17 protein-coding genes are annotated in these 19025 nt (G+C 66.8%); 10 read left to right on the forward strand and 7 right to left on the reverse strand.

The annotated features are described in order from the left end of the window. Positions 1 to 258: 258 nt before the first annotated feature. The gene (gene murJ, locus ASG07_RS04495) at positions 259 to 1824 is read left to right on the forward strand and encodes a murein biosynthesis integral membrane protein MurJ (RefSeq protein WP_055843039.1); all 1566 of its coding nucleotides are present in this window, start codon (positions 259 to 261) and stop codon (positions 1822 to 1824) included. A gap of 11 nt (positions 1825 to 1835) precedes the next feature. Beyond that, on the forward strand, positions 1836 to 2828 hold the full coding sequence (gene trpS / locus ASG07_RS04500; protein WP_055843042.1) for a tryptophan--tRNA ligase: 993 nt from the start codon (positions 1836 to 1838) through the stop codon (positions 2826 to 2828). A 214-nt stretch (positions 2829 to 3042) separates the two neighbouring features. On the opposite strand, the gene ASG07_RS04505 is transcribed toward trpS, so the two are convergent. The 4 genes from ASG07_RS04505 to mutM form a co-directional block, all read right to left on the reverse strand. Continuing rightward, positions 3043 to 4020 carry an NAD-dependent epimerase/dehydratase family protein gene (locus tag ASG07_RS04505; protein WP_055843044.1) on the reverse strand — a complete coding sequence of 326 codons (978 nt, stop codon included), beginning with the start codon at positions 4018 to 4020 and terminating at the stop codon, positions 3043 to 3045. Between the two features lie 70 nt (positions 4021 to 4090). Then, entirely contained in the window at positions 4091 to 5473 is a 1383-nt protein-coding gene (gene dnaA, locus ASG07_RS04510; protein ID WP_055843046.1) for a chromosomal replication initiator protein DnaA, read from the reverse strand. A gap of 427 nt (positions 5474 to 5900) precedes the next feature. Beyond that, positions 5901 to 6164, reverse strand: coding sequence for a 30S ribosomal protein S20 (gene rpsT / locus ASG07_RS04515; RefSeq protein WP_055843048.1), 264 nt, complete (start codon positions 6162 to 6164; stop codon positions 5901 to 5903). Positions 6165 to 6266: 102 nt separating this feature from the next. Beyond that, complete coding sequence (gene mutM, locus ASG07_RS04520; protein ID WP_055843050.1) at positions 6267 to 7082, reverse strand: bifunctional DNA-formamidopyrimidine glycosylase/DNA-(apurinic or apyrimidinic site) lyase; 816 nt, start codon at positions 7080 to 7082, stop codon at positions 6267 to 6269. Between the two features lie 55 nt (positions 7083 to 7137). Between mutM and ASG07_RS04525 the strand changes: the two genes are divergently transcribed. Together ASG07_RS04525 and ubiB are read left to right on the forward strand one after the other, a co-directional pair. Further along, positions 7138 to 7869 (forward strand): class I SAM-dependent methyltransferase, encoded by a 732-nt coding sequence (locus tag ASG07_RS04525; protein ID WP_055843052.1) that lies wholly within the window; start codon positions 7138 to 7140, stop codon positions 7867 to 7869. Between the two features lie 7 nt (positions 7870 to 7876). Further along, positions 7877 to 9409 (forward strand): 2-polyprenylphenol 6-hydroxylase, encoded by a 1533-nt coding sequence (gene ubiB / locus ASG07_RS04530; RefSeq protein ID WP_055843054.1) that lies wholly within the window; start codon positions 7877 to 7879, stop codon positions 9407 to 9409. A gap of 1 nt (position 9410) precedes the next feature. Here ubiB and ASG07_RS04535 read toward each other — a convergent pair whose 3' ends face one another. Next, the gene (locus tag ASG07_RS04535) at positions 9411 to 10403 is read right to left on the reverse strand and encodes a spore coat protein U domain-containing protein (protein WP_236694557.1); all 993 of its coding nucleotides are present in this window, start codon (positions 10401 to 10403) and stop codon (positions 9411 to 9413) included. Positions 10404 to 10606: 203 nt separating this feature from the next. On the opposite strand from ASG07_RS04535, the gene ASG07_RS04540 reads away from it, so the two are divergent. Beyond that, positions 10607 to 12445, forward strand: coding sequence for a M61 family metallopeptidase (locus tag ASG07_RS04540; protein ID WP_201780961.1), 1839 nt, complete (start codon positions 10607 to 10609; stop codon positions 12443 to 12445). A gap of 112 nt (positions 12446 to 12557) precedes the next feature. Here the strand turns inward: ASG07_RS04540 and ahpF are convergent, their stop codons facing one another. Then, positions 12558 to 14138, reverse strand: a complete 1581-nt coding sequence (gene ahpF / locus ASG07_RS04545) for an alkyl hydroperoxide reductase subunit F (RefSeq protein WP_055843060.1) — start codon at positions 14136 to 14138, stop codon at positions 12558 to 12560. 105 nt (positions 14139 to 14243) lie between these two features. Further along, positions 14244 to 14807, reverse strand: coding sequence for an alkyl hydroperoxide reductase subunit C (gene ahpC, locus ASG07_RS04550; protein ID WP_055843062.1), 564 nt, complete (start codon positions 14805 to 14807; stop codon positions 14244 to 14246). 291 nt (positions 14808 to 15098) lie between these two features. Between ahpC and ASG07_RS04555 the strand changes: the two genes are divergently transcribed. The 5 genes from ASG07_RS04555 to ASG07_RS04575 are packed head-to-tail and all read left to right on the forward strand — an operon-like array spanning position 15099 to position 19003. Further along, entirely contained in the window at positions 15099 to 16217 is a 1119-nt protein-coding gene (locus ASG07_RS04555) for a hypothetical protein (RefSeq protein WP_055843064.1), read from the forward strand. Continuing rightward, positions 16217 to 17386, forward strand: a complete 1170-nt coding sequence (gene coaBC, locus ASG07_RS04560; RefSeq protein ID WP_168377305.1) for a bifunctional phosphopantothenoylcysteine decarboxylase/phosphopantothenate--cysteine ligase CoaBC — start codon at positions 16217 to 16219, stop codon at positions 17384 to 17386. The genes ASG07_RS04555 and coaBC overlap by 1 nt, the downstream gene beginning before the upstream one ends. 29 nt (positions 17387 to 17415) lie before the next feature. Further along, positions 17416 to 17874, forward strand: a complete 459-nt coding sequence (gene dut, locus ASG07_RS04565) for a dUTP diphosphatase (protein ID WP_055843066.1) — start codon at positions 17416 to 17418, stop codon at positions 17872 to 17874. After that, positions 17874 to 18251 (forward strand): hypothetical protein, encoded by a 378-nt coding sequence (locus ASG07_RS04570; protein ID WP_082474524.1) that lies wholly within the window; start codon positions 17874 to 17876, stop codon positions 18249 to 18251. The genes dut and ASG07_RS04570 overlap by 1 nt, the downstream gene beginning before the upstream one ends. Next, positions 18248 to 19003 (forward strand): HesA/MoeB/ThiF family protein, encoded by a 756-nt coding sequence (locus ASG07_RS04575; protein WP_055843070.1) that lies wholly within the window; start codon positions 18248 to 18250, stop codon positions 19001 to 19003. The genes ASG07_RS04570 and ASG07_RS04575 overlap by 4 nt, the downstream gene beginning before the upstream one ends. Positions 19004 to 19025 lie beyond the last annotated feature (22 nt).

The raw sequence follows: 19025 nt of genomic DNA on the forward strand, positions 1-19025 counted from the left end.
CGGGGCTCATCTCAGCGATCCCCGCCCCCTTTCCCCTCGTTGAAAGCAGAGCGGGGCAACCCGGTCCCGGATCTGCCGCACCGGATCACCCGCCGCTACTCCCTTCGCGACGACTAACGGCCCACTCCCCGGGTGTGCCGGGCCCGGTCGAAGCACAGGTCCCACGACCTGCATCAAGAGACTTCGCATGGGGCGAACGATAAAGCGGATCCCCTGCCGCCCCCGATCGGAAAACGCCATGCAATCTCGTCGCCTGACATGAAACTCGCTAGGGCGCTTGGCTCGATCGGCGGACTTACACTGGCAAGCCGGGTGCTCGGTGTCGCCCGCGACATGCTGTTCGCACGCTTCGTCGGGGCGAACTTCGCGTCGGACGCGTTCCAGATCGCGTTCCGCCTTCCCAACATGTTTCGCGCGCTGTTCGCGGAAGGCGCCTTCTCCGCCGCCTTCATCCCGATGTTCAACCGCAAGGTCGCGGACAAGGACGGTAAGGGGCTGCCCGACGGCGTCGCCTTCGCGGAGGACGCGCTCTCGGTACTCCTGCCGGTCCTCATCGTCATGACCATCGTCATGGAAGTCGCCGCGTGGCCGATGACCTGGCTGCTGTCGGGCGGTTTCCACGATGCCACGCCGGAGCAATTCGCGTTCGTCGTCTCGCTTGCGCGCATCACCTTCCCGTATCTGCTGCTCATCAGCATCGTCTCGCTGCTCGGCGGCATCCTGAACTCGCTGCACAAATTCTGGGTCAACGCCGCCGCGCCGATCCTGCTGAACCTGACGCTGATCGCCTCGCTGCTGCTCTTTCACGCTCACGAACCGCTCTTCACCGCCCGTAATCAGGCGATCGCCGTCACCGTGTCGGGGGTGCTGCAACTGCTCTGGCTGATGGACGCCTGCCGCCGCTCGGGCGTGCGGCTGCGGATCAAGCGCCCGACGCTCAACCCGGACGTGAAGAAACTGTTGTCGCTGATCTGGCCCGCCGCCGCCGGGTCGGGCGCGGTGCAGATCAACCTCGTCGTCTCCACCGCGCTCACCGCCGCGCTGCTGCCGGCCGGTTCGGTCAGCTACATCTATTACGCCGATCGTCTGAACCAGTTGCCGCTCGGCCTGATCGGTATCGGTCTCGGCACCGTCCTCCTCCCCACCATCTCGCGCCACCTCGGCCGCGGCGAAGAGGCGGAGGCGATGGCGACGCAGAATCGCGGCATGGAACTGGCGCTGTTCCTGACTTTGCCCGCCACCGTCGCGCTGATCGTGTGCGGGACGCCGATCACCGCCGCGCTGTTCCAGCATGGCCGCTTCACCGCGCTCGACAGCCTGCTGACCGCGCAGGCGCTCGCCGCCTTCTCGATCGGGCTGCCCTCCTACATACTCGTGAAGGTGCTGACGCCCGGCTATTACGCCCGCTCCGACACGCGAACGCCGGTGCGCTATGCCACCCTGTCGATGGCGGTGAACCTCATCCTCAACCTCGCCTTCATCATCCCGCTGAAACATGTCGGCCCGCCGCTGGCGACTGCGATCGCCAGCACGGTGAATGTCGGCCTGCTCTATCGCACGCTGGCGCAGCGCGGCCACTTCGTGCCGGACGCGCAACTGCGCCGCCGCGCGCCGCGCCTGCTGGTCGCCGCGGTGATGATGGGCGCAGCGATGTGGTTCCTGAACGCGCAGTTCCATCCCTATGTCACCGGCTCCAATCTCGAACGCTGGGGTGCGCTGGTCGTGCTGGTCGCTACCGGTGGCGTCGTCTATGCCGGCGCCACTATTCTGACCGGCGCGGTCCGCAAGAGCGACCTCGCGCGTCTGGTCCGCCGATCCACCTGAAGGAATTTCCGTTGCGCGTCGTCTCCGGCATCCAGCCCACCGGCAACCTCCATCTCGGCAATTATCTCGGTGCGATCCGCCAGTGGGTCGACATGCAGCATCAGGCGGAGTCGCTGTTCTTTCTTGCCGATCTGCACGCCCTGACCGTCGCCATCGATCCGAAGGAACTCGCGTCGAATACGGTCGAGATGGCCGCGACCCTGCTCGCCTGCGGAATCGATCCCACGAAGGCGATCCTGTTCAATCAGGCGCGCGTGCCGGCTCATGCCGAACTCTGCTGGCTGCTTCAGGGGACCGCCCGCATGGGCTGGCTCAACCGCATGACGCAGTGGAAGGACAAGGCGGGCAAGAACCGCGAGGGGGCCAGCGTCGGCCTGTTCACCTATCCCGTCCTGCAAGCCGCCGACGTTCTCCTGTATCAGGCGACCCATGTGCCGGTCGGCGACGATCAGAAACAGCATCTGGAACTTGCCCGCGACATCGCCACCAAGTTCAATCAGGATTTTGGCGTCGAGCTATTCACCCTGCCCGACCCGTTCATCTCCGCCGCCGCCCCGCGCATCATGTCCTTGCGCGACGGCACCGCCAAGATGTCCAAGTCCGATCCGTCGGAGGCGTCCCGCATCGCCCTCGTCGACAGCGACGATGCCGTCGCCCAGAAACTGCGCAAGGCGAAGTCCGACGCCGGCGAACTCCCCGCCACCGCTGCCGAACTCGCCGACCGACCGGAGGCACGCAACCTCGTCACGATCTATGCCGCGCTTGCCGGGACCGGGGTCGACGCGGTCCTGACCGAATTCGCCGGCAAGGGCTTCGGCACCTTCAAACCCGCCCTCGCCGATCTCGCGATCGGCGTTCTCGCCCCGATCCGCGAACGCCTTGTTCATCTGCTGGATGACCGCACCGCCGTCGCGAAGGTCCTGGAAGACGGCGCCGACCGCGCCCGCACGCTGGCGGCTCCGACGCTGCTCGCGGCCCAGCAAGCGATGGGCTTGCAAATCTGACCCGCAACCACTCCCCTCCCCTTCAGGGGAGGGGCTGGGGGTGGGGCGTCGCCACGAGCGCCCGGCACATGACGACTGCCGGCTGTCCTACACACCCCGAATCCTGCATAGACAGCCGGAGACATCAGCCCCACTGCGCGCTCGCCGAACCAAGCACGTTGGACTAACCTTAGCCTAGCTTTCCGATCGCTCGATCAAGCCAACCCGCTCGAACTCACCCGTAATGCCCCCGAAACCACGCGGCGAATCGCTCCAGTCCCACGTCCAGCATCACCTTTGGCCCATACCCCGTCAGCGCGTGCAGCTTCGACACATCGGCGAAAGTCGCCGTCACGTCGCCCTTCTGCATCGGCCGCATCACCTTTTCGGCCGTTCGCCCGAGCGCCCGCTCCAGCGACTCGATCATCTCCATCAGCCCCACCGGGTGGCTATCCCCGATGTTCAGCACCCGGTGCCGCGCCGCCCCCTCGCCTGCCGGCGGGTGATCCAGCGCTCCGAGGATGCCGTCGACGATATCGTCGATATAGGTGAAGTCCCGCGCCATTCGCCCTTCGCCGAACACCTCGATCGGTTCGCCCGCCATGATCTTCTGCGAAAACGAGAAATACGCCATATCGGGCCGCCCCCACGGTCCGTACACCGTAAAGAATCGTAGCCCCGTCTGCGGCAGGCCATAGAGCGCCGCATAGGACTGGCTCATCAACTCGCACGCCCGCTTCGTCGCGGCGTAGAGCGACACCGGCGCATCGACCGGATCGTCCTCGCTGAACCCCTGCCCGCCGATCGGCCTGTCCCCATAGACGCTGCTCGACGATGCATAAACCAGATGCTCGACGCCGGGCGCATGCCGGCATGCCTCCATCACCGACAGATGCCCGGCCAGGTTCGACCGCTCATAGGCGAACGGGTTCTCGATCGAATAGCGGACCCCCGCCTGCGCCGCGAGGTGGACGACCCGCGTCACCCTTTCGCGGCGAACCACGTCCGCCACTGCCGCCGCATCGGCGATATCCAGCCGCTCGAACGTGAAGTCCGGCAGCCCGTCGAATGTCGCCAGTCGCGCCGCCTTCAGCGCCGGATCGTAATAATCGTTGACGATGTCGATCCCGACGACCCGCTCGCCGCGCGTCAGCAGGCGATGCGCGGTCGCATGCCCCACGAAGCCCGCGGCTCCCGTCACCAGCACTGTCATGATCGTCTCTCCGGCATTCCACTATGCCGTCCCTGCTTAGCCAGCGCAGGTTACCGAAACCAGCGGTGCCTCAGGCTTCCAGTTCGCGCAGCAGCACGCGGACTGCCGCGTCGACATCCCGATCGCTGTCGCGCAACGCCTCGATCCGCCGCACCGCGTGGATCACCGTCGAATGATCCCGCCCACCGAACTTGCGCCCGATCTCCGGCAGCGACCGTGTCGTCAGCCGCTTCGACAGGTACATCGCGATCTGCCGCGGCCGGGCCACCGCACGCGCCCGCCGGGCCGATATCAGGTCGAGCGGCTTCAGGTCGAAATGCTGGCTGACGAGCTTCTGGATCTCGTCGATCGTCACCCGCCGTTGCGCCCCCCGCAGCGAGTCGCCCAGCGTCTGCACCGCGAAGTCGAGATCCAGCGTCTCCCCCGTCAGCGATGCATAGGCCACGACGCGCATCAGCGCGCCTTCCAGCTCGCGGATGCTGGAATGGATCCGCGCCGCCAGCAGATCGAGTACGTCGGCCGGTACGTTGGCGTCGGGCAGGTCTTCGACCTTGCGCATCAGGATCGCGCGCCGCAGCGGCAGATCCGCCGCCTTGATGTCCGCGACCAGCCCTGCGCCGAGCCGCCCGACGATCCGCGGCTCGACACCGTCCAGATGTTGCGGCGCACGATCGGCGGCGATCACCAGCCTTTTGCCCGCACCGACGATCTCGTTGATCGTATGGAAGAACTCCTCCTGCGTCGCGTCCTTGCCAGCGATGAATTGCAGATCGTCGATCAACAACAGGTCGGCGGAGCGCAGCCGCGCCTTGAACGCGAAGGTATCTCGCGCCCGCATCGCCGCCACGAAGTCGAACATGAACCGCTCGGCGGACATGCACAGCACGCTGGCGTTCGGATTGGCCGCCAGAAACGCATGCGCGATCGCGTGCATCAGGTGCGTCTTGCCTTGCCCGGTGCCAGCATGGAGGAACAAGGGCGAGAAGCGCGGGGGACCCGGCTCGGCGACGGTTCGGGCCGCGTTGAACGCTACCCGGTTGGACTGATCCACCACGAAACGATCGAACGTGTAGCGCGGGTCGAGCGCCGGGCGCTCCACCGCAACATCTGCAGGGAGAGCCGTCACGATCGCTGCGGGAACCGGCGACTCGACCGTCAGCACTTCCGCTACGGCACCCGGCCGCCGCGTCTCCACCTCGACGCTGCGAACGTGCGGCAGATGCTGCCGGAACTCCAGCGCCAGCCGATCCGCATAATGGCTGCGGACCCAATTGGTCATGAACGCGGACGGCAACGCCAGCCGGACAGTATCGGCCTCGTCCGTCGCCACCAGCTCGATCGGTTTCAGCCACTGGTCGAATACCCGCGCACCGGCCGACTCCCGCAGGCTGGAACGCACGTGCGCCCAGGCCTTCGCCTGCTCGCCCGCTGTTTCTGCCTGCCTCTCGTTCACGCGCGCACTCTCCCTCCGGCAAGGGCACGATGCCCCGCCGCTCTTCATCTTCCAGCGACAAAAAGCCCCCGAGGTCACCCCTCAGGATGACCGGCTTTGGTTCGGCTGATTCTGACGCCGCGGTGGTCACCGGCGGCGTGCGATCAGTTATGAAGAGAGGCGGGGCGCGATCAAGTCACGAAAAAGAAACATACGGGATTGACTCACGCAAACGCGTTAGAAATCTCACAAGCTATTGAAATACTAGGATTTTCTGCGATTTGACAGGGTCTCGGTCAAGCGAATCGCGGCGAATCCTTGAGTCACCTCCACATCCGTTCGGTTCCTTCGGGATCAAGGTTTCAGCCACGAAAAAGCCCGCCGGGATTGCTCCCGGCGGGCTTTTTGATCGATCGACGGCATCGGCATCGCGCCGATACCCGTGCCGTCATGCCAGACCGGACAAGGCCTTCGTCAGACGCGAGAACTTGCGGCTGGCGGTGTTCTTGTGGAGCACGCCCTTCGACACGCCGCGCTGCAGCTCAGGCTGCACCGCCGCCAGCGCTTCGGTCGCCGCAGCCTTGTCACCCGACGCGAGTGCCGCCTCGACCTTCTTCACGAAGGTACGGATGCGGCCGACGCGTGCGCCGTTGACTTCGGCGCGACGCTCGTTGCGACGGATACGCTTCTTGGCTTGCGGCGTGTTCGCCATGCTGGGTCGTTCCTTAGGTGGTCATCATTGGAAAAGAGGCGCCGGGAACACCCTACGCCTCTCGAAGGCGACGCCCTTAGCGTTTGCCGCTTCGCGGGTCAACTATGTGCGCTGGCATTTGGGGCACCAGAAGGTGGATCGTCCCGCCTCCGTCCGACGCTTCACCGGACCGCCGCATGCGCAAGCCTCACCCTCGCGACCATAGACCAGGAACTGTTTGGAGAAATAGCCGAGTTCGCCATCGGGCGCGGCGAAATCGCGCAAGGTTGATCCCCCGGCCGCGATCGCCGACTCGAGCACCGCTCGGATTGCCGTCACCAGCCGCTCCAGCCGGTACTCCGAAATCCGCCCGGCCGCCCGCGCCGGCGCGATCCGCGCCATGTGCAGCGCCTCGCACACATAGATGTTGCCGAGTCCCGCGACGATGCGCTGGTCCAGCAGCATCGCCTTGATCGGAGCGGCCCGCCCCGCCAGCGCCTTCGCCAGATAGCCCGCCGTCAGGTCTGGTCCCAACGGCTCCGGCCCCATCGCCGCGAACGGCGGATAATTCGCCACCGCCGCCGTCGCCACGAGGTCGAGGAAGCCGAACCGCCGCGGATCGTTCAGCGCAAGCCGCCGGCCACCGTCCGTCTCGATCACCAGATGATCGTGCGCCAGCAACTCCCCCGGATCGACCCGCCAACGCCCCGACATGCCGAGGTGGAAGATCATCGTATCGCCACGATCCGTATCGATCATCCCGTATTTCGCGCGCCGCCCCAGCGTCGTCACCGTCGCCCCCTGCATCCGCTGCCGCAGGTCGATGGGGATCGCCTTGCGCAGATCGGCACGCCGCGGCTCGACCAGCGTCAGGCGCTGGCCCGACAGCACGGGTGTCAGCCCCCGCACCGTGGTTTCGACTTCGGGTAATTCAGGCACACCGATCAGCTAGGTTACGTTTGCCCGTGCCACAAGCGCCCGCTAGGGCAAGGACATGACCGATACCGTCTCCTTCGGCTACGAAGACGTCGCCCCGACCGAAAAGACCGCCCGCGTCGGCGGCGTCTTCACCAGCGTCGCCTCCAGCTACGACCTGATGAACGACGCCATGTCGGGCGGTATGCACCGGCTGTGGAAGGACCGCTTCGTCCGCCGCGTGAAACCGCGCGGGCACGAGCAGATTCTCGACATGGCCGGCGGCACCGGCGACATCGCCTTCCGCATGGCCGAGTCCGGTGCATCGATCACCGTCGCCGATATCAATCCGGCGATGCTCGAAGTCGGCATGGAGCGCGCCCAGAAGCGCGGCATGGACGGTCTGGTCTGGACGGAGGCGAACGCCGAAGTGCTGACGTTCCCGGATCGCTTCTTCGACGCCTACACGATCGCCTTCGGCATCCGGAACGTCACCGACATCCCTGCCGCCCTAAAGGAAGCACACCGGGTCCTGCGCCGCGGCGGACGCTTCTTCTGCCTCGAATTTTCCACCGTGACGTGGCCGGGCTTCGCGGACGTGTACGACGCCTATTCGCACAGGCTGGTGCCGAAGCTGGGCCAGCTGCTCGCGCGCGACGCCGACAGCTATCGCTATCTGATCGAGTCGATCCGCCGCTTCCCCGACATGCCGAAGTTCCAGCAGATGATCGGCGACGCCGGGTTCGTGAATACGTCGGTCGAACCGATCATGGGGGGCCTCGTCGCGATCCACTCCGGCTCGCGGATCTGACCGCTTCGTGACATCACCCATCGTCCATAGCTGGCGGCTGCTGTCGTGGGGGCGCACTCTCGCTCGCCACGGCGCATTGACCGGGATCGAACGCGACCCGAACACCCCCGCGCCCCTACGCCGTCTCGCGCGCATCGCCCGGCTCGGCGCGCGCGTGCCGGCGCAACCCCGCTACGCCGACGCGTTCCAGGCGATCGGCCCCGCCGCGATCAAGCTGGGCCAGACGCTCGCGACCCGTCCCGACCTCGTCGGCGAGGACGCAACGCGCGACCTGCTGCGGCTACAGGACCAGCTTCCATCCGTTCCGTACGAGATCATTCGCGAGGCGATGCGCGCGGGCCTCGGCCGCGATCTCGACACGCTTTTTTCCCGCATCGAGGAAACGCCGGTCGGCGCCGCGTCGATCGCGCAGGTTCACCGCGCCGTCACCACCGATGGTCGTCAGGTCGCGGTCAAGGTGCTGCGGCCCGGCGTCGAGGAGGAATTCACCCGCGCGATCGACACCTATCAATGGGCCGCCGCGCAGCTCGAAGGCATGAGCATCGAGGCACGCCGACTCCGCCCCCGCCTGACGATCGAGAATTTCCGCCGCTGGACCCTGCGCGAACTGAACTTCCGGCGGGAGGCCGCATCCGCGTCCGAGCTCGCCGAATCGATGACGGCCGAGCCGGATTTCGTCGTTCCCGCAGTCGACTGGGCGCGCTCGACGGCGAAGGTGCTGACGATCGAATGGATTGACGGCATCAAGCTGTCCGATCGCGCGGCGCTGATCGCCGCCGGCTACGACCTGCCCAAACTCGCGCAGACTTTGGTCCGCGCCTTCCTGCGACAGGCGATCGCCGAGGGGTTCTTCCACGCCGACATGCACCAGGGCAATCTGTTCGCCCTGCCCGGCAACAAGATCGCAGCGATCGATTTCGGCATCATGGGACGGATCGACCGTCGCGCCCGCGTGTGGCTCGCGGAGATCCTCTACGGGCTCATCACCGGCAACTACAAACGCGTCGCCGAGATCCATTTCGAGGCGGGCTACGTCCCCAGCCACCACAATGTCGCCGAGTTCGCGACGGCGTTGCGCGCCGTCGGCGAACCCATGCGCGGCCTGCCGGTCAAGGACATGTCGATCGGCATGATGCTCGACGGCCTGTTCTCGATCACCCGAGATTTCGACATGGTCACCCAGCCGCATCTGCTGCTGCTCCAGAAGACGATGGTGATGGTGGAGGGCGTGGCGACCGGTCTCGATCCCGACATCAACCTCTGGCACACCGCCGCCCCTTTCGTGACGGAGTGGATTCGCACCGAACTGGGGCCGGAGGCGGCGCTGGCCGACCGGCTGATCCTCGATTTCAAAACGCTCGCGGGCCTGCCCGATCTCGTCCGCCGGATCGAGGCGCGCTATCCCGCCCCCGGTGGCGAACCCCCCGCCCCGCCCCTGAAGGAGATCGAGGTCGTCCGCATCGGCGGCTGGCGCTACGCGCTCGTGGCGGCGCTGTCGGCCGCGGCCGGCGTCGGCGCGGCGCTGGCGGTGCTGCACTGAGCTACCGCACGCGGTAGGATACCCGGACGGCGAAGCTGGACGTCTTCGCCATCGTTCCGCGCCCACGGACCCGGACATGCGTTACCGCCTGTTCCGACACTGCATTGCCCGGCACAGGCAGATAGGCCCAGGATCGACCGCCATCGGCAGAGAAGTCGACATCGTCTCCGGCATCGCCCGCATCGGTGTAGCGCAGGGTCATCGACGATGCCGGCGATCCCTCCACCAGCTCGATCGCCGGCCCGGTCCAGCCGTCGCCACTCCCCAGCGCGATCGCGCTGCCGTCCGGCGTCGGCACCACGACCTCCACCGGTCCCCCGTCCAGCGGCACGATGTCGGGATTGGCGAACACGACGGATACCGATCCGCGGCTTCCGGGAATCGCCTTGGGATAGGTCGCGCCGTTGACCGGGTCCCACAGCGTCGCCGTGCTCATCGCGATCGTCGCGGTGACCGGCGTCACGCTCAGCGTCACGTCAACCACCGAACGGCCGGTGTCGACGTCGGAGTCGCCCAGGCAGATGCCCAGCAGGCCGATACCGCCGTTGCACATGTTCCAGTCCCAATCGATCGTGATCCGGTCCTTGTAGACGCCGACCGGCGGCAGCGTCGCCTCGTCGGGCCGCACGAAGAACGGCAGGTCCGCCGTACTGCCGCCGAGCAGCCCCAGCAGGTTCAACAGATTGTTCTGGAGGTAGTTGATCGTCGACCCTTGCGTGAACGGATAGGCACCGCCCGCATCCGCCGATGCCTTGTACGCGATGCTGCCGCCGCCGGTCCGCAACAGCTTGAACCCGTTGGCGCTTCTCACTGTTGCGCGGATGTAGTTGCCGTTCAGCAGCACGAGCAGTGCAGTGCCGCATTTCAGCCCCGCCCGGCTTTGCAGCGCCGGCACCGCCTTCGCCCTGACCGCGCCCGGCGAATAGGTACCCAGTTGCGTAGTGACTGTCTGCGACACGGTACAGGCCGTGGCTGGATCGGCGATCAGGAACATGACCATGCCACAGGCGGCAGCTGATATACGGGAAAGCAAGGCGAAGTTCGTCCCACTGTTGGCGACCCCGACTTCATCCCGCACCACGCCTAACGGAAGGTAACTGCCCCGGAGCGGCAACATTCCCGTTTCGGACCCGTCATGCGCCGGTGCTGTTCAGGGGCATCGCCGCTCGCTAGACCGGGCCGAAACAAGGGGAACCCATGTCGACCATGTCCCGGCTTCTGCTCGCCGCCGCCTGCTTCGCCACACCCGCCGCCGCCCAGATCAAGGCGCGCGATCCCGGCTCGGCCGCCCCTGTCCAGTACGACGTAGCCTTTCCGAACGCCGTACATCACGAGGCACGGATCACCGCGACGTGGCACAACGTCCCAGCCGGCCCTTTGCGCGTACAGATGGCGCGCTCCTCGCCCGGCCGCTACGCGATCCACGAGTTCGCGAAGAACGTCTACGACCTCAGCGCCGTCGACGGCACCGGCCGCGCGCTGACGCTGACCCGCACCGATCCCTATGGCTGGAGCGTGGCGGGTCACGACGGCACCGTCACGGTCACCTACACGCTGTATGGCGATCACGGCGACGGCACCTACGCGCAGATCGACACCACGCACGCGCACCTCAACATGCCTGCGACGTTCCTCTGGGCGACCGGCTATGACGCACAGCCGATCCGCGTTCGCTTCCGGCCCGCCGACCCGAGCTGGAAGGTCGCGACCCAGCTTCCCCCCGCGACCGGTGAAGCGACGACCTTCTGGGCACCAGACCTTCAGTATCTGATGGATAGCCCGACCGAACTCAGCAACTTCGGCCTTCGCGAATGGCAGGACGCCGGCCGCACCTATCGTCTCGCCGTCCACCACGACGGCACCGACGCCGATCTCGACCGGTTTGCGGAAAAGGCGAAGAAGGTGGTGCACGCGCAGATCGCGCTGTTCGGCGCACCGCCCGCCTACGACTTCGGCACCTACACCTTCATCGCCGACTATCTGCCATACATCACCGGCGACGGGATGGAGCATCGCAATTCCACGATCATCGCCGACAGGCGTTCGCTCTACGCGGCCAACGACGCGCAGCTGAACACGCTCAGCCACGAATTCTTCCATTCCTGGAACGTGGAGCGCATCCGCCCTGCCGAACTGGAGCCGTTCGACTTCGCCCGCGCCAACCCGACGCCCTCCCTGTGGGTCGCGGAGGGCTTCACCCAATATTACGGGCCGCTCGCAATCCGCCGCGTCGGGGAAATGTCGGTCGACGCCTATCTGGCGAACCTCGGCGGAACAGTGAACGCCGTCGTCAACAGCCCCGCCCGGGTCCATGGCGGCCCGAAGGAGATGAGCCTGCGCGCACCCTTCGTCGACGCAGCGAAGTCGATCGACTCGGTGAACCCGAACATTTTCGTGTCCTATTACACCTACGGCGCGACCCTGGCCGCCGCCCTCGATCTGGAACTACGCGGCAAATACCCCGGTCAATCCCTCGACACCTATATGCGCCTGCTCTGGAAGCTCCACGGCGCGCCCGAGAAACCCTACACGACCGCCGATCTGCGTACCGCGCTGGCGACGTTGACGGGCGACCAGCCTTTCGCCGACCGCTTCTTCGCGACGTCGGTCGAGGGAAGCGACCTGCCCGACTTCGCCGCACTGTTCGCGCAAGCCGGTTTGACGTGGCAAGCCGCCAACCCCGACGGCGGATGGATCGGCGCGGCCGACGTGACCGCCGACGGCCCCGCCGTGACGCTCAACCAGTCGCCCGCGGCCGGGACCGCGCTCTACGCCGCCGGTCTGGAGCGCGGCGACCGCATCGTCACGCTGGGCCGCACGACGGTGACGAGCGCACAGGACTGGCAGTCGGCGCTTGGCCGGCTGAAACCCGGCACCTCGCTGGACATCCGCTACATCCAGCGCGGCAAGGAACGCACCGCCACGCTCACCCCTCGCAACGACCCGGCCATGCGACTGGTCCGAAGCGAAACTGCCGGCAAACCCCTCACCACCAAACAGCGCGCGTTCCGGGCTGCGTGGCTGGGTGGCGAGTAAAGGACCGGCATTATCAGCGCGCGCGTTCAAGAACGACGCTCACCCTAACCACATTCGTCATGCCGGGCTCGTCCCGGTATGACGACAGCGCGTTAGACGGCCGGAAAATCCCTCACGCCGCCGCGAGCACATCCTCTGGAGCCAATCGGATCAGGTGATCGAACGCCGCCAGCGCCGCGGTCGAGCCTGCGCCCATCGCCACGACGATCTGCTTGAAAGGCTCCGTCGTCGCATCGCCCGCGGCGAAGATGCCCGGCCGCGACGTGTGCCCGCGATGATCGATCTCGATCTCGCCGCGCGGCGACAACGCCACCGCGTCGCCCAGCCATTCGGTGTTCGGCACCAGCCCGATCTGCACGAACACGCCCTCCAGCGGGACCTCATGCAGCGTATCGTGGTTGCGGTCGCGGTATGTGAGACCCGTCACCCGCTCGCCGTCGCCGGTGACTTCGGTCGTCAGCGCGGAGGTGACGATCCGGACGTTCGGCAGGCTGGCGAGCTTCCTCTGCAACACGGCGTCGGCGCGCAGATCGGCGTCATACTCGATCAACGTCACGTGTGCGACGATCCCCGCCAGATCGATCGCCGCCTCGACGCCGGAATTGCCGCCGCCGATCACCGCCACCCGCTTGCCCTTGAACAGCGGTCCGTCGCAGTGCGGGCAATATGCCACGCCCTTGTTCTTGTACGCCTCCTCGCCCGGCACACCCATCTGCCGCCAGCGTGCGCCCGGCGACAGGATCACCGTTCGGCCCGACAGCGTCGCGCCGTTTTCCAGTGTCACCTCGTGCAGACCACCGACATCGGTCGCCGGCTTCAGTGACGCGGCACGTTGCAGGTTCATGATGTCGACATCGTATTGGCGCACATGACTCTCCAGATGCGCGGCCAACTTCGGTCCCTCGGTGTGCTGCACCGACACGAAGTTCTCGATCGCCATCGTGTCGAGCACCTGCCCGCCGAAACGCTCCGCCGCAATGCCGGTGCGGATGCCCTTGCGCGCCGCATAGATCGCCGCCGCCGCGCCGGCCGGACCGCCGCCGACGATCAGCACGTCGAACGGCTCCTTGTCCGCCAGCTTCGACGCGGCCTTCGCGATCGCACCCGTATCCAGCTTCGCGACGATCTGCTCCAGCTCCATACGGCCCTGACCGAAACTCTCGCCGTTCAGGAACACCGTCGGCACCGCCATGACCTTGCGCTCGGCGACCTCGGACTGGAACAGGGCACCGTCGATCGCCGTGTGCGTGATGCGCGGGTTCAGCACTGCCATCAGGTTCAGCGCCTGCACCACGTCCGGACAGTTCTGACACGTCAGCGAGTAATAGGTTTCGAACGCATAATCCCCGTCCAGTCCGCGCACCTGATCGAGCAGGTCCTGCGCCGCGCGCGACGGATGGCCGCCGACCTGCAACAGCGCCAGAACGAGCGACGTGAATTCATGTCCCATCGGCAAACCGGCGAACCGCACCGCGACGGCGGCATCGGACACGCGGCGTATGAGGAAGCTCGGCGTGCGCGCATCATCGCCGGGCACGACCGTGATCGCGTCGGACAGCACCGCGATCTCGCCGAGCAAGGCGGCCATATCGCGACTCTTGCCGTCGTCGCCGATGCTGGCAACCAGCTCGATCGGCTCGCGGATGTTGACCAGATAGGCCTGCAACTGCTGCGTCAGATTGGCGTCGAGCATCACGATAACTCCGCTTGAAACAGAAACGACCCGGGGCGCAGGGGTGCCCCGGGCCGTGATCCGACCTCCCGTCGGGGGAGGATTGGAGGCCGGAAACCGGTAAATTCAGATCTTGCCGACGAGGTCCAGCGACGGAGCGAGCGTCTCCTCGCCCTCTTCCCACTTGGCGGGGCAGACCTCACCCGGATGCGCGGCGATATACTGCGCGGCCTTGATCTTGCGCAGCAACTCCGCGGCGTTGCGGCCGACGCCCTCGGACGTGACCTCGATCAGCTGGATCACACCCTCAGGATCGATCACGAACGTGCCGCGATCCGCCAGCCCCTGACCTTCACGCAGGATGTCGAAGTTCGTGCTGATACTGTGGTTCTGATCGCCCAGCATGTAATAGTCGATCTTGCCTATCGCGGGCGAGCTGTCGTGCCATGCCTTGTGGCTGAAGTGGGTGTCGGTCGACACGCTGTACACCTCGACGCCCATCTTCTGCAGGGTCGGGTACACGTCCGCCAGATCCTCAAGCTCGGTCGGGCAGACGAAGGTAAAATCGGCGGGGTAGAAGAAGAAGACAGCCCACTTGCCCGTCACGTCGGTATCGCTGACGGTGACGAACTTGCCCTGACGATACGCCTGGGTGGTGAAAGGCTTCAGCCTGGTGCCGATGAGAGACATTGCGACGTCCTTGGTCAGTGGAAGATTGCTCCCTCCATGTAGGGACAAATGCTGCACTGCAAAATTGAGTTTGCCGCATAGCTTGATCGGCAAATTCGATCAGTGCCGCAAGATACATCGATCGAGCCGATGATGGGGTCGGAGCTCGTGCGTCGATATAGCACCGACCAACGCGGCCGGCGTCGGCACACGTCACCCGCTTGCGTTCACGCGGGCAGCGCGGTCTCACCTACGATCGCAGCGCGCCAAACCATTCGCCCTCCGCAAAATCCATGCTACCGCACGATTGCCATGCGCCGCCGACCGCTCGCCCCGCTGCTGCTTGCCCATCCGTCTCGGTTCGCCGGCTGGCCCCGTAATGCCGCGTGGATGATGCTGGCGGCGATCGCCGCACTGGTTTTGGCGGCATTGATCGCGACAGGCACACCCAATCCCGATGTCGGCGCGCCGGGCGACGGCATGGGTGACGCCGTGCTGTACGGAACGATCGTCGACAATGTCCGCCACGGCGGCGACTACTATTCGGTCGCGGCGGATGCTCTCCGATCAGGGAATTACCCGCTGCGGCCGTTCGTGGCGTTCCGGCTGCCGACGCTGGCGGTCGTGTCCGGCGCGATGCCCGCGATCGTCGTGACGGGAATGCTTTGGGCGCTCGCGGTCGGAGTGGCGCTGGCCTGGTACGCGCGGCTGGCCCCCGCACTGGCCCGCACGCCCGCGCGGGTCGCGACGATGGTATTGCTGTTGATGGGCCTTGCCGCCGCCGGTGCGCCCGAGCTCGCCATCTTTCACGAACTCTGGGCCGGACTGTTGATCGCGCTGTCGCTGGCGCTGCATCGTCCGGCGGGCCGGCGCGACAGATGGATCGAGGCCGTCGCGATCGGCCTCGCCGCCGCCCTGATCCGCGAGACGGCGTCGGTCTACCTCCTCGTAATGCTTGCGCTCGCGGTTTACGATGGCGCACGACAGGAAGCGGTCGGTTGGGCGGCGGCGCTCGTCATCCTCGCCATCGTTGTCGGCGTCCACGCCCACGCCGTCGCGCAGGTCGTCCGTCCGCTCGATCCGGCGTCGCCCGGCTGGGGCGGGCTGCTCGGGCCGGGCTTCGCGGTGCGGTCGACGATCCTGTCGAGCGGGTTGCAATTCATACCCCTGTGGCTCGCCGCGCCGCTGCTCGCGCTGGCTCTCGCAGGATGGGCGGCATGGCAGGACCCGATCGCCGCGCGCGTTCAGGGGACGCTTGCTGCCTATGCGCTGGTGCTGGCGATCGTCGCGCGGGCGGACAATTACTACTGGGCGTTGCTCGTCGCGCCCCTGTCGATCGTCGGGCTGATCTTCGCGATCGACGCCGTGCGCGACCTGACCGCCGCGGCCCGCGATACGCGACGCATCACCGTGACGCGCGTGGTGCGCTGATGCGGATTCTGCTGATCGTCGGCGGCGGCATCGCGGCGTACAAGGCGTGCGAACTGATCCGCCTGTTGCGTAAACTCGGACACGGCGTGCGCTGCGTCCTGACGGAAGGCGGCAGCCACTTCGTCACGCCGATGACGCTCGCGGCGCTGTCGGAGGATCAGGTCTTTACGACGCTGTGGGATCTGAAGGACGAGGCGGAGATGGGCCATATCCAGCTCAGCCGTCAGGCGACTCTGATCGTCGTCGCCCCGGCGACCGCGGATCTGATTGCGCGCATGGCGGCCGGGCTGTCGAACGATCTCGCCACGACATTGCTGTTGGCGACCGACAAACCGGTGCTGTGCGTCCCGGCGATGAACGTGCGGATGTGGCAGCATCCGGCCACCGTCCGCAACGTCGCACAGCTTCGCGCCGATGGCATCATCGTTCTGGAACCGGATGAAGGGCCGATGGCGTGCGGCGAGTTCGGTCCGGGTCGGCTGCCCGAGCCGCAGGCGATCGTCGCCGCCATAGAGGCCGCGACGGCGACCACCGCGTCGCTGGCCGGCAAGCACATCCTCGTCACCGCCGGTCCGACGCACGAGCCGATCGATCCCGTTCGCTACATCGCCAATCGCTCGTCCGGCCGACAGGGTTTCGCCATCGCCGCCGCTCTCGCCAGCCGCGGTGCGCGTGTCACGCTCGTTGCAGGACCGGTCAGCCTGACGACGCCCGCCGGGGTGGACCGCGTCGACGTTCAGTCCGCGCTCGATATGGCCGCCGCCGTCGACGCCGCGCTGCCGGTCGACGCCGCCGTGATGGTCGCCGCCGTCGCCGACTGGCGTGTGGAGGCGATACCGCAAAAGGTGAAGAAAGGCACCGCGCCGCCCACCCTGACGCTGGTCGAGAACCCGGATATCCTCGCCACGCTGGCCTCGTCGTCACGACGCCCCGCGCTGCTGATCGGCTTCGCCGCGGAAACCGAGAACGTGGTCGACCATGCGATTGCCAAGCGCTCGCGCAAGGGCTGCGACTGGCTGGTCGCGAACGACGTATCGGGCGACGTTTTCGGCGGTGGCGAGAACACGGTTCACCTCGTCACCGACGCCGGCGTCGAAAGCTGGACACGCCTGCCGAAGGAGGAGGTCGCCGCCCGATTGGCGGATCGGATCGCCGAAACCTTGTCCTGACGGCGCGCGCACGTTACCTGTCGGGGGACATGACGACCGCGATCCGCATCGCCCTGAAGCGCCTGCCTCACGGTGCCGACCTTCCCCTCCCCGCCTACGCTACGGCCGGCGCGGCAGGAATGGATGTCGTCGCGGCGGAGACGCTGACGCTGTCACCCGGCGCGCGCGCAGCGATAGCGACCGGGTTCGCGATCGCCATTCCGGCGGGCTACGAGGTGCAGGTTCGGCCCCGTTCCGGCCTTGCGCTGAAGCATGGCATCACCTGCCTCAACACGCCCGGGACGATCGACGAGGATTACCGGGGCGAGGTGAAGGTGATCCTCGCCAATCTCGGCACCGCCCCGTTCGAAATCGTGCGTGGCGACCGAATCGCGCAACTCGTTCCCGCCGCCGTCCAGCGCGCCGGCTTGATCGAGGTCGACACGCTTGACGATACTTTGCGCGGGGTCGGCGGCTTCGGGTCGACCGGGACGGGCATGATCGGGTGATGATCGCCCTCGCCCTCCTTGCCCAGACGGCGGCGCCGACACCGCCACAGCCTTCGCCGCCGCAGGACTGGACCGCGCTGCCAGCCTATCCGCTTGTCCGCGCAGGCATCACGCCGGAGGCGACCTCCTATGTCCGCGGCGAGGTACAATCCGATCGCTGCCGGATCGCCACGCCGGCGACGGACGGCGCGCAGGTCATCGCACCGGTGGCCATCCTCGTCGGCCCGGCAGGCGGCGTGCGTCAGGTCGTTCCGGCGGCGATCGGCTGTCCCACGGTCGAGCAATATACCGTGGGCTACGTCATCGCGCTGACCCGTGGTGGCAGCACGGCGTCTCGGCCCGGCTGGTACCGCCTGTCGGTCGCCTACCGCTGGTGACGCCGCTTTCCGACGAGGAACTTGCCCGCTACGCCCGTCACATCGTTCTGCGGGAGGTCGGCGGCAGCGGCCAGATGCGGATCAGGGGCGCATCGGTGGCGATCGTCGGCTGCGGCGGAATCGGCTCGCCCGCGATCCAGTATCTTGCGGCGGCGGGCGTCGGCCGGCTCGTCCTGATCGACGGCGATCGCGTCGACCTGTCCAACCTGCAGCGGCAGACGATCTTTTCGGCCGCGGATGTCGGGGAATCGAAGGCCGCAGCGGCCGCCCGTTCCGTCGCTGCGATCAACCCGAACGTCGCGGTCGACATCCATGACGCGCGGATCGATGCCGATAACGCCGCCGCGCTGTTGGCCGGCACCGATACGATCCTCGACGGGTGCGACAACTTCGCGACGCGGCTGCTGGTCGCGGACACCGCGCTGACCCTGCGGACACCGTTGGTGTCGGCGGCGGTCGGACAATTCGATGGACAGCTCGCTGTCTTTCGCGGCTGGGAAGCTGGCGCGCCCTGTTATCGCTGTTTCGTCGGCGATGCGCCCGGTCGCGACGAGGCGAGTTGCGCGGAACAGGGCGTACTCGGCCCGGTGACCGGCATCCTCGGCAGCCTTGCGGCGCTGGAGGTTCTGCGGGTGATCGCTCCGTTCGGAGACGATCCGGCGGGCAGCGTCATGCTGATCGATCTGCTGTCGAGCCGTTTCCGTTCGATCCGATTACCAAAGGATCCCGGCTGCTCGGCCTGCGCTGGATAGACGATCCCTCCGGGCCTTCTCG

Source organism: Sphingomonas sp. Leaf343 (genome assembly GCF_001423765.1).
Taxonomy (GTDB): Bacteria; Pseudomonadota; Alphaproteobacteria; order Sphingomonadales; family Sphingomonadaceae; genus Sphingomonas.

Coding starts and splice junctions, on each gene's coding strand:
- coaBC (WP_168377305.1), top strand. CDS start 16,217: ATGCGGATTCTGCTGATCGTCGGCGGCGGCATCGCGGCGTACAAGGCG.
- ASG07_RS04540 (WP_201780961.1), top strand. CDS start 10,607: ATGTCGACCATGTCCCGGCTTCTGCTCGCCGCCGCCTGCTTCGCCACA.
- murJ (WP_055843039.1), top strand. CDS start 259: ATGAAACTCGCTAGGGCGCTTGGCTCGATCGGCGGACTTACACTGGCA.
- ASG07_RS04525 (WP_055843052.1), top strand. CDS start 7,138: ATGACCGATACCGTCTCCTTCGGCTACGAAGACGTCGCCCCGACCGAA.
- ASG07_RS04555 (WP_055843064.1), top strand. CDS start 15,099: ATGCGCCGCCGACCGCTCGCCCCGCTGCTGCTTGCCCATCCGTCTCGG.
- ASG07_RS04570 (WP_082474524.1), top strand. CDS start 17,874: ATGATCGCCCTCGCCCTCCTTGCCCAGACGGCGGCGCCGACACCGCCA.
- ahpF (WP_055843060.1), bottom strand. CDS start 14,138: ATGCTCGACGCCAATCTGACGCAGCAGTTGCAGGCCTATCTGGTCAAC.
- dut (WP_055843066.1), top strand. CDS start 17,416: ATGACGACCGCGATCCGCATCGCCCTGAAGCGCCTGCCTCACGGTGCC.
- ASG07_RS04505 (WP_055843044.1), bottom strand. CDS start 4,020: ATGACAGTGCTGGTGACGGGAGCCGCGGGCTTCGTGGGGCATGCGACC.
- ASG07_RS04535 (WP_236694557.1), bottom strand. CDS start 10,403: ATGTTCCTGATCGCCGATCCAGCCACGGCCTGTACCGTGTCGCAGACA.
- rpsT (WP_055843048.1), bottom strand. CDS start 6,164: ATGGCGAACACGCCGCAAGCCAAGAAGCGTATCCGTCGCAACGAGCGT.
- ahpC (WP_055843062.1), bottom strand. CDS start 14,807: ATGTCTCTCATCGGCACCAGGCTGAAGCCTTTCACCACCCAGGCGTAT.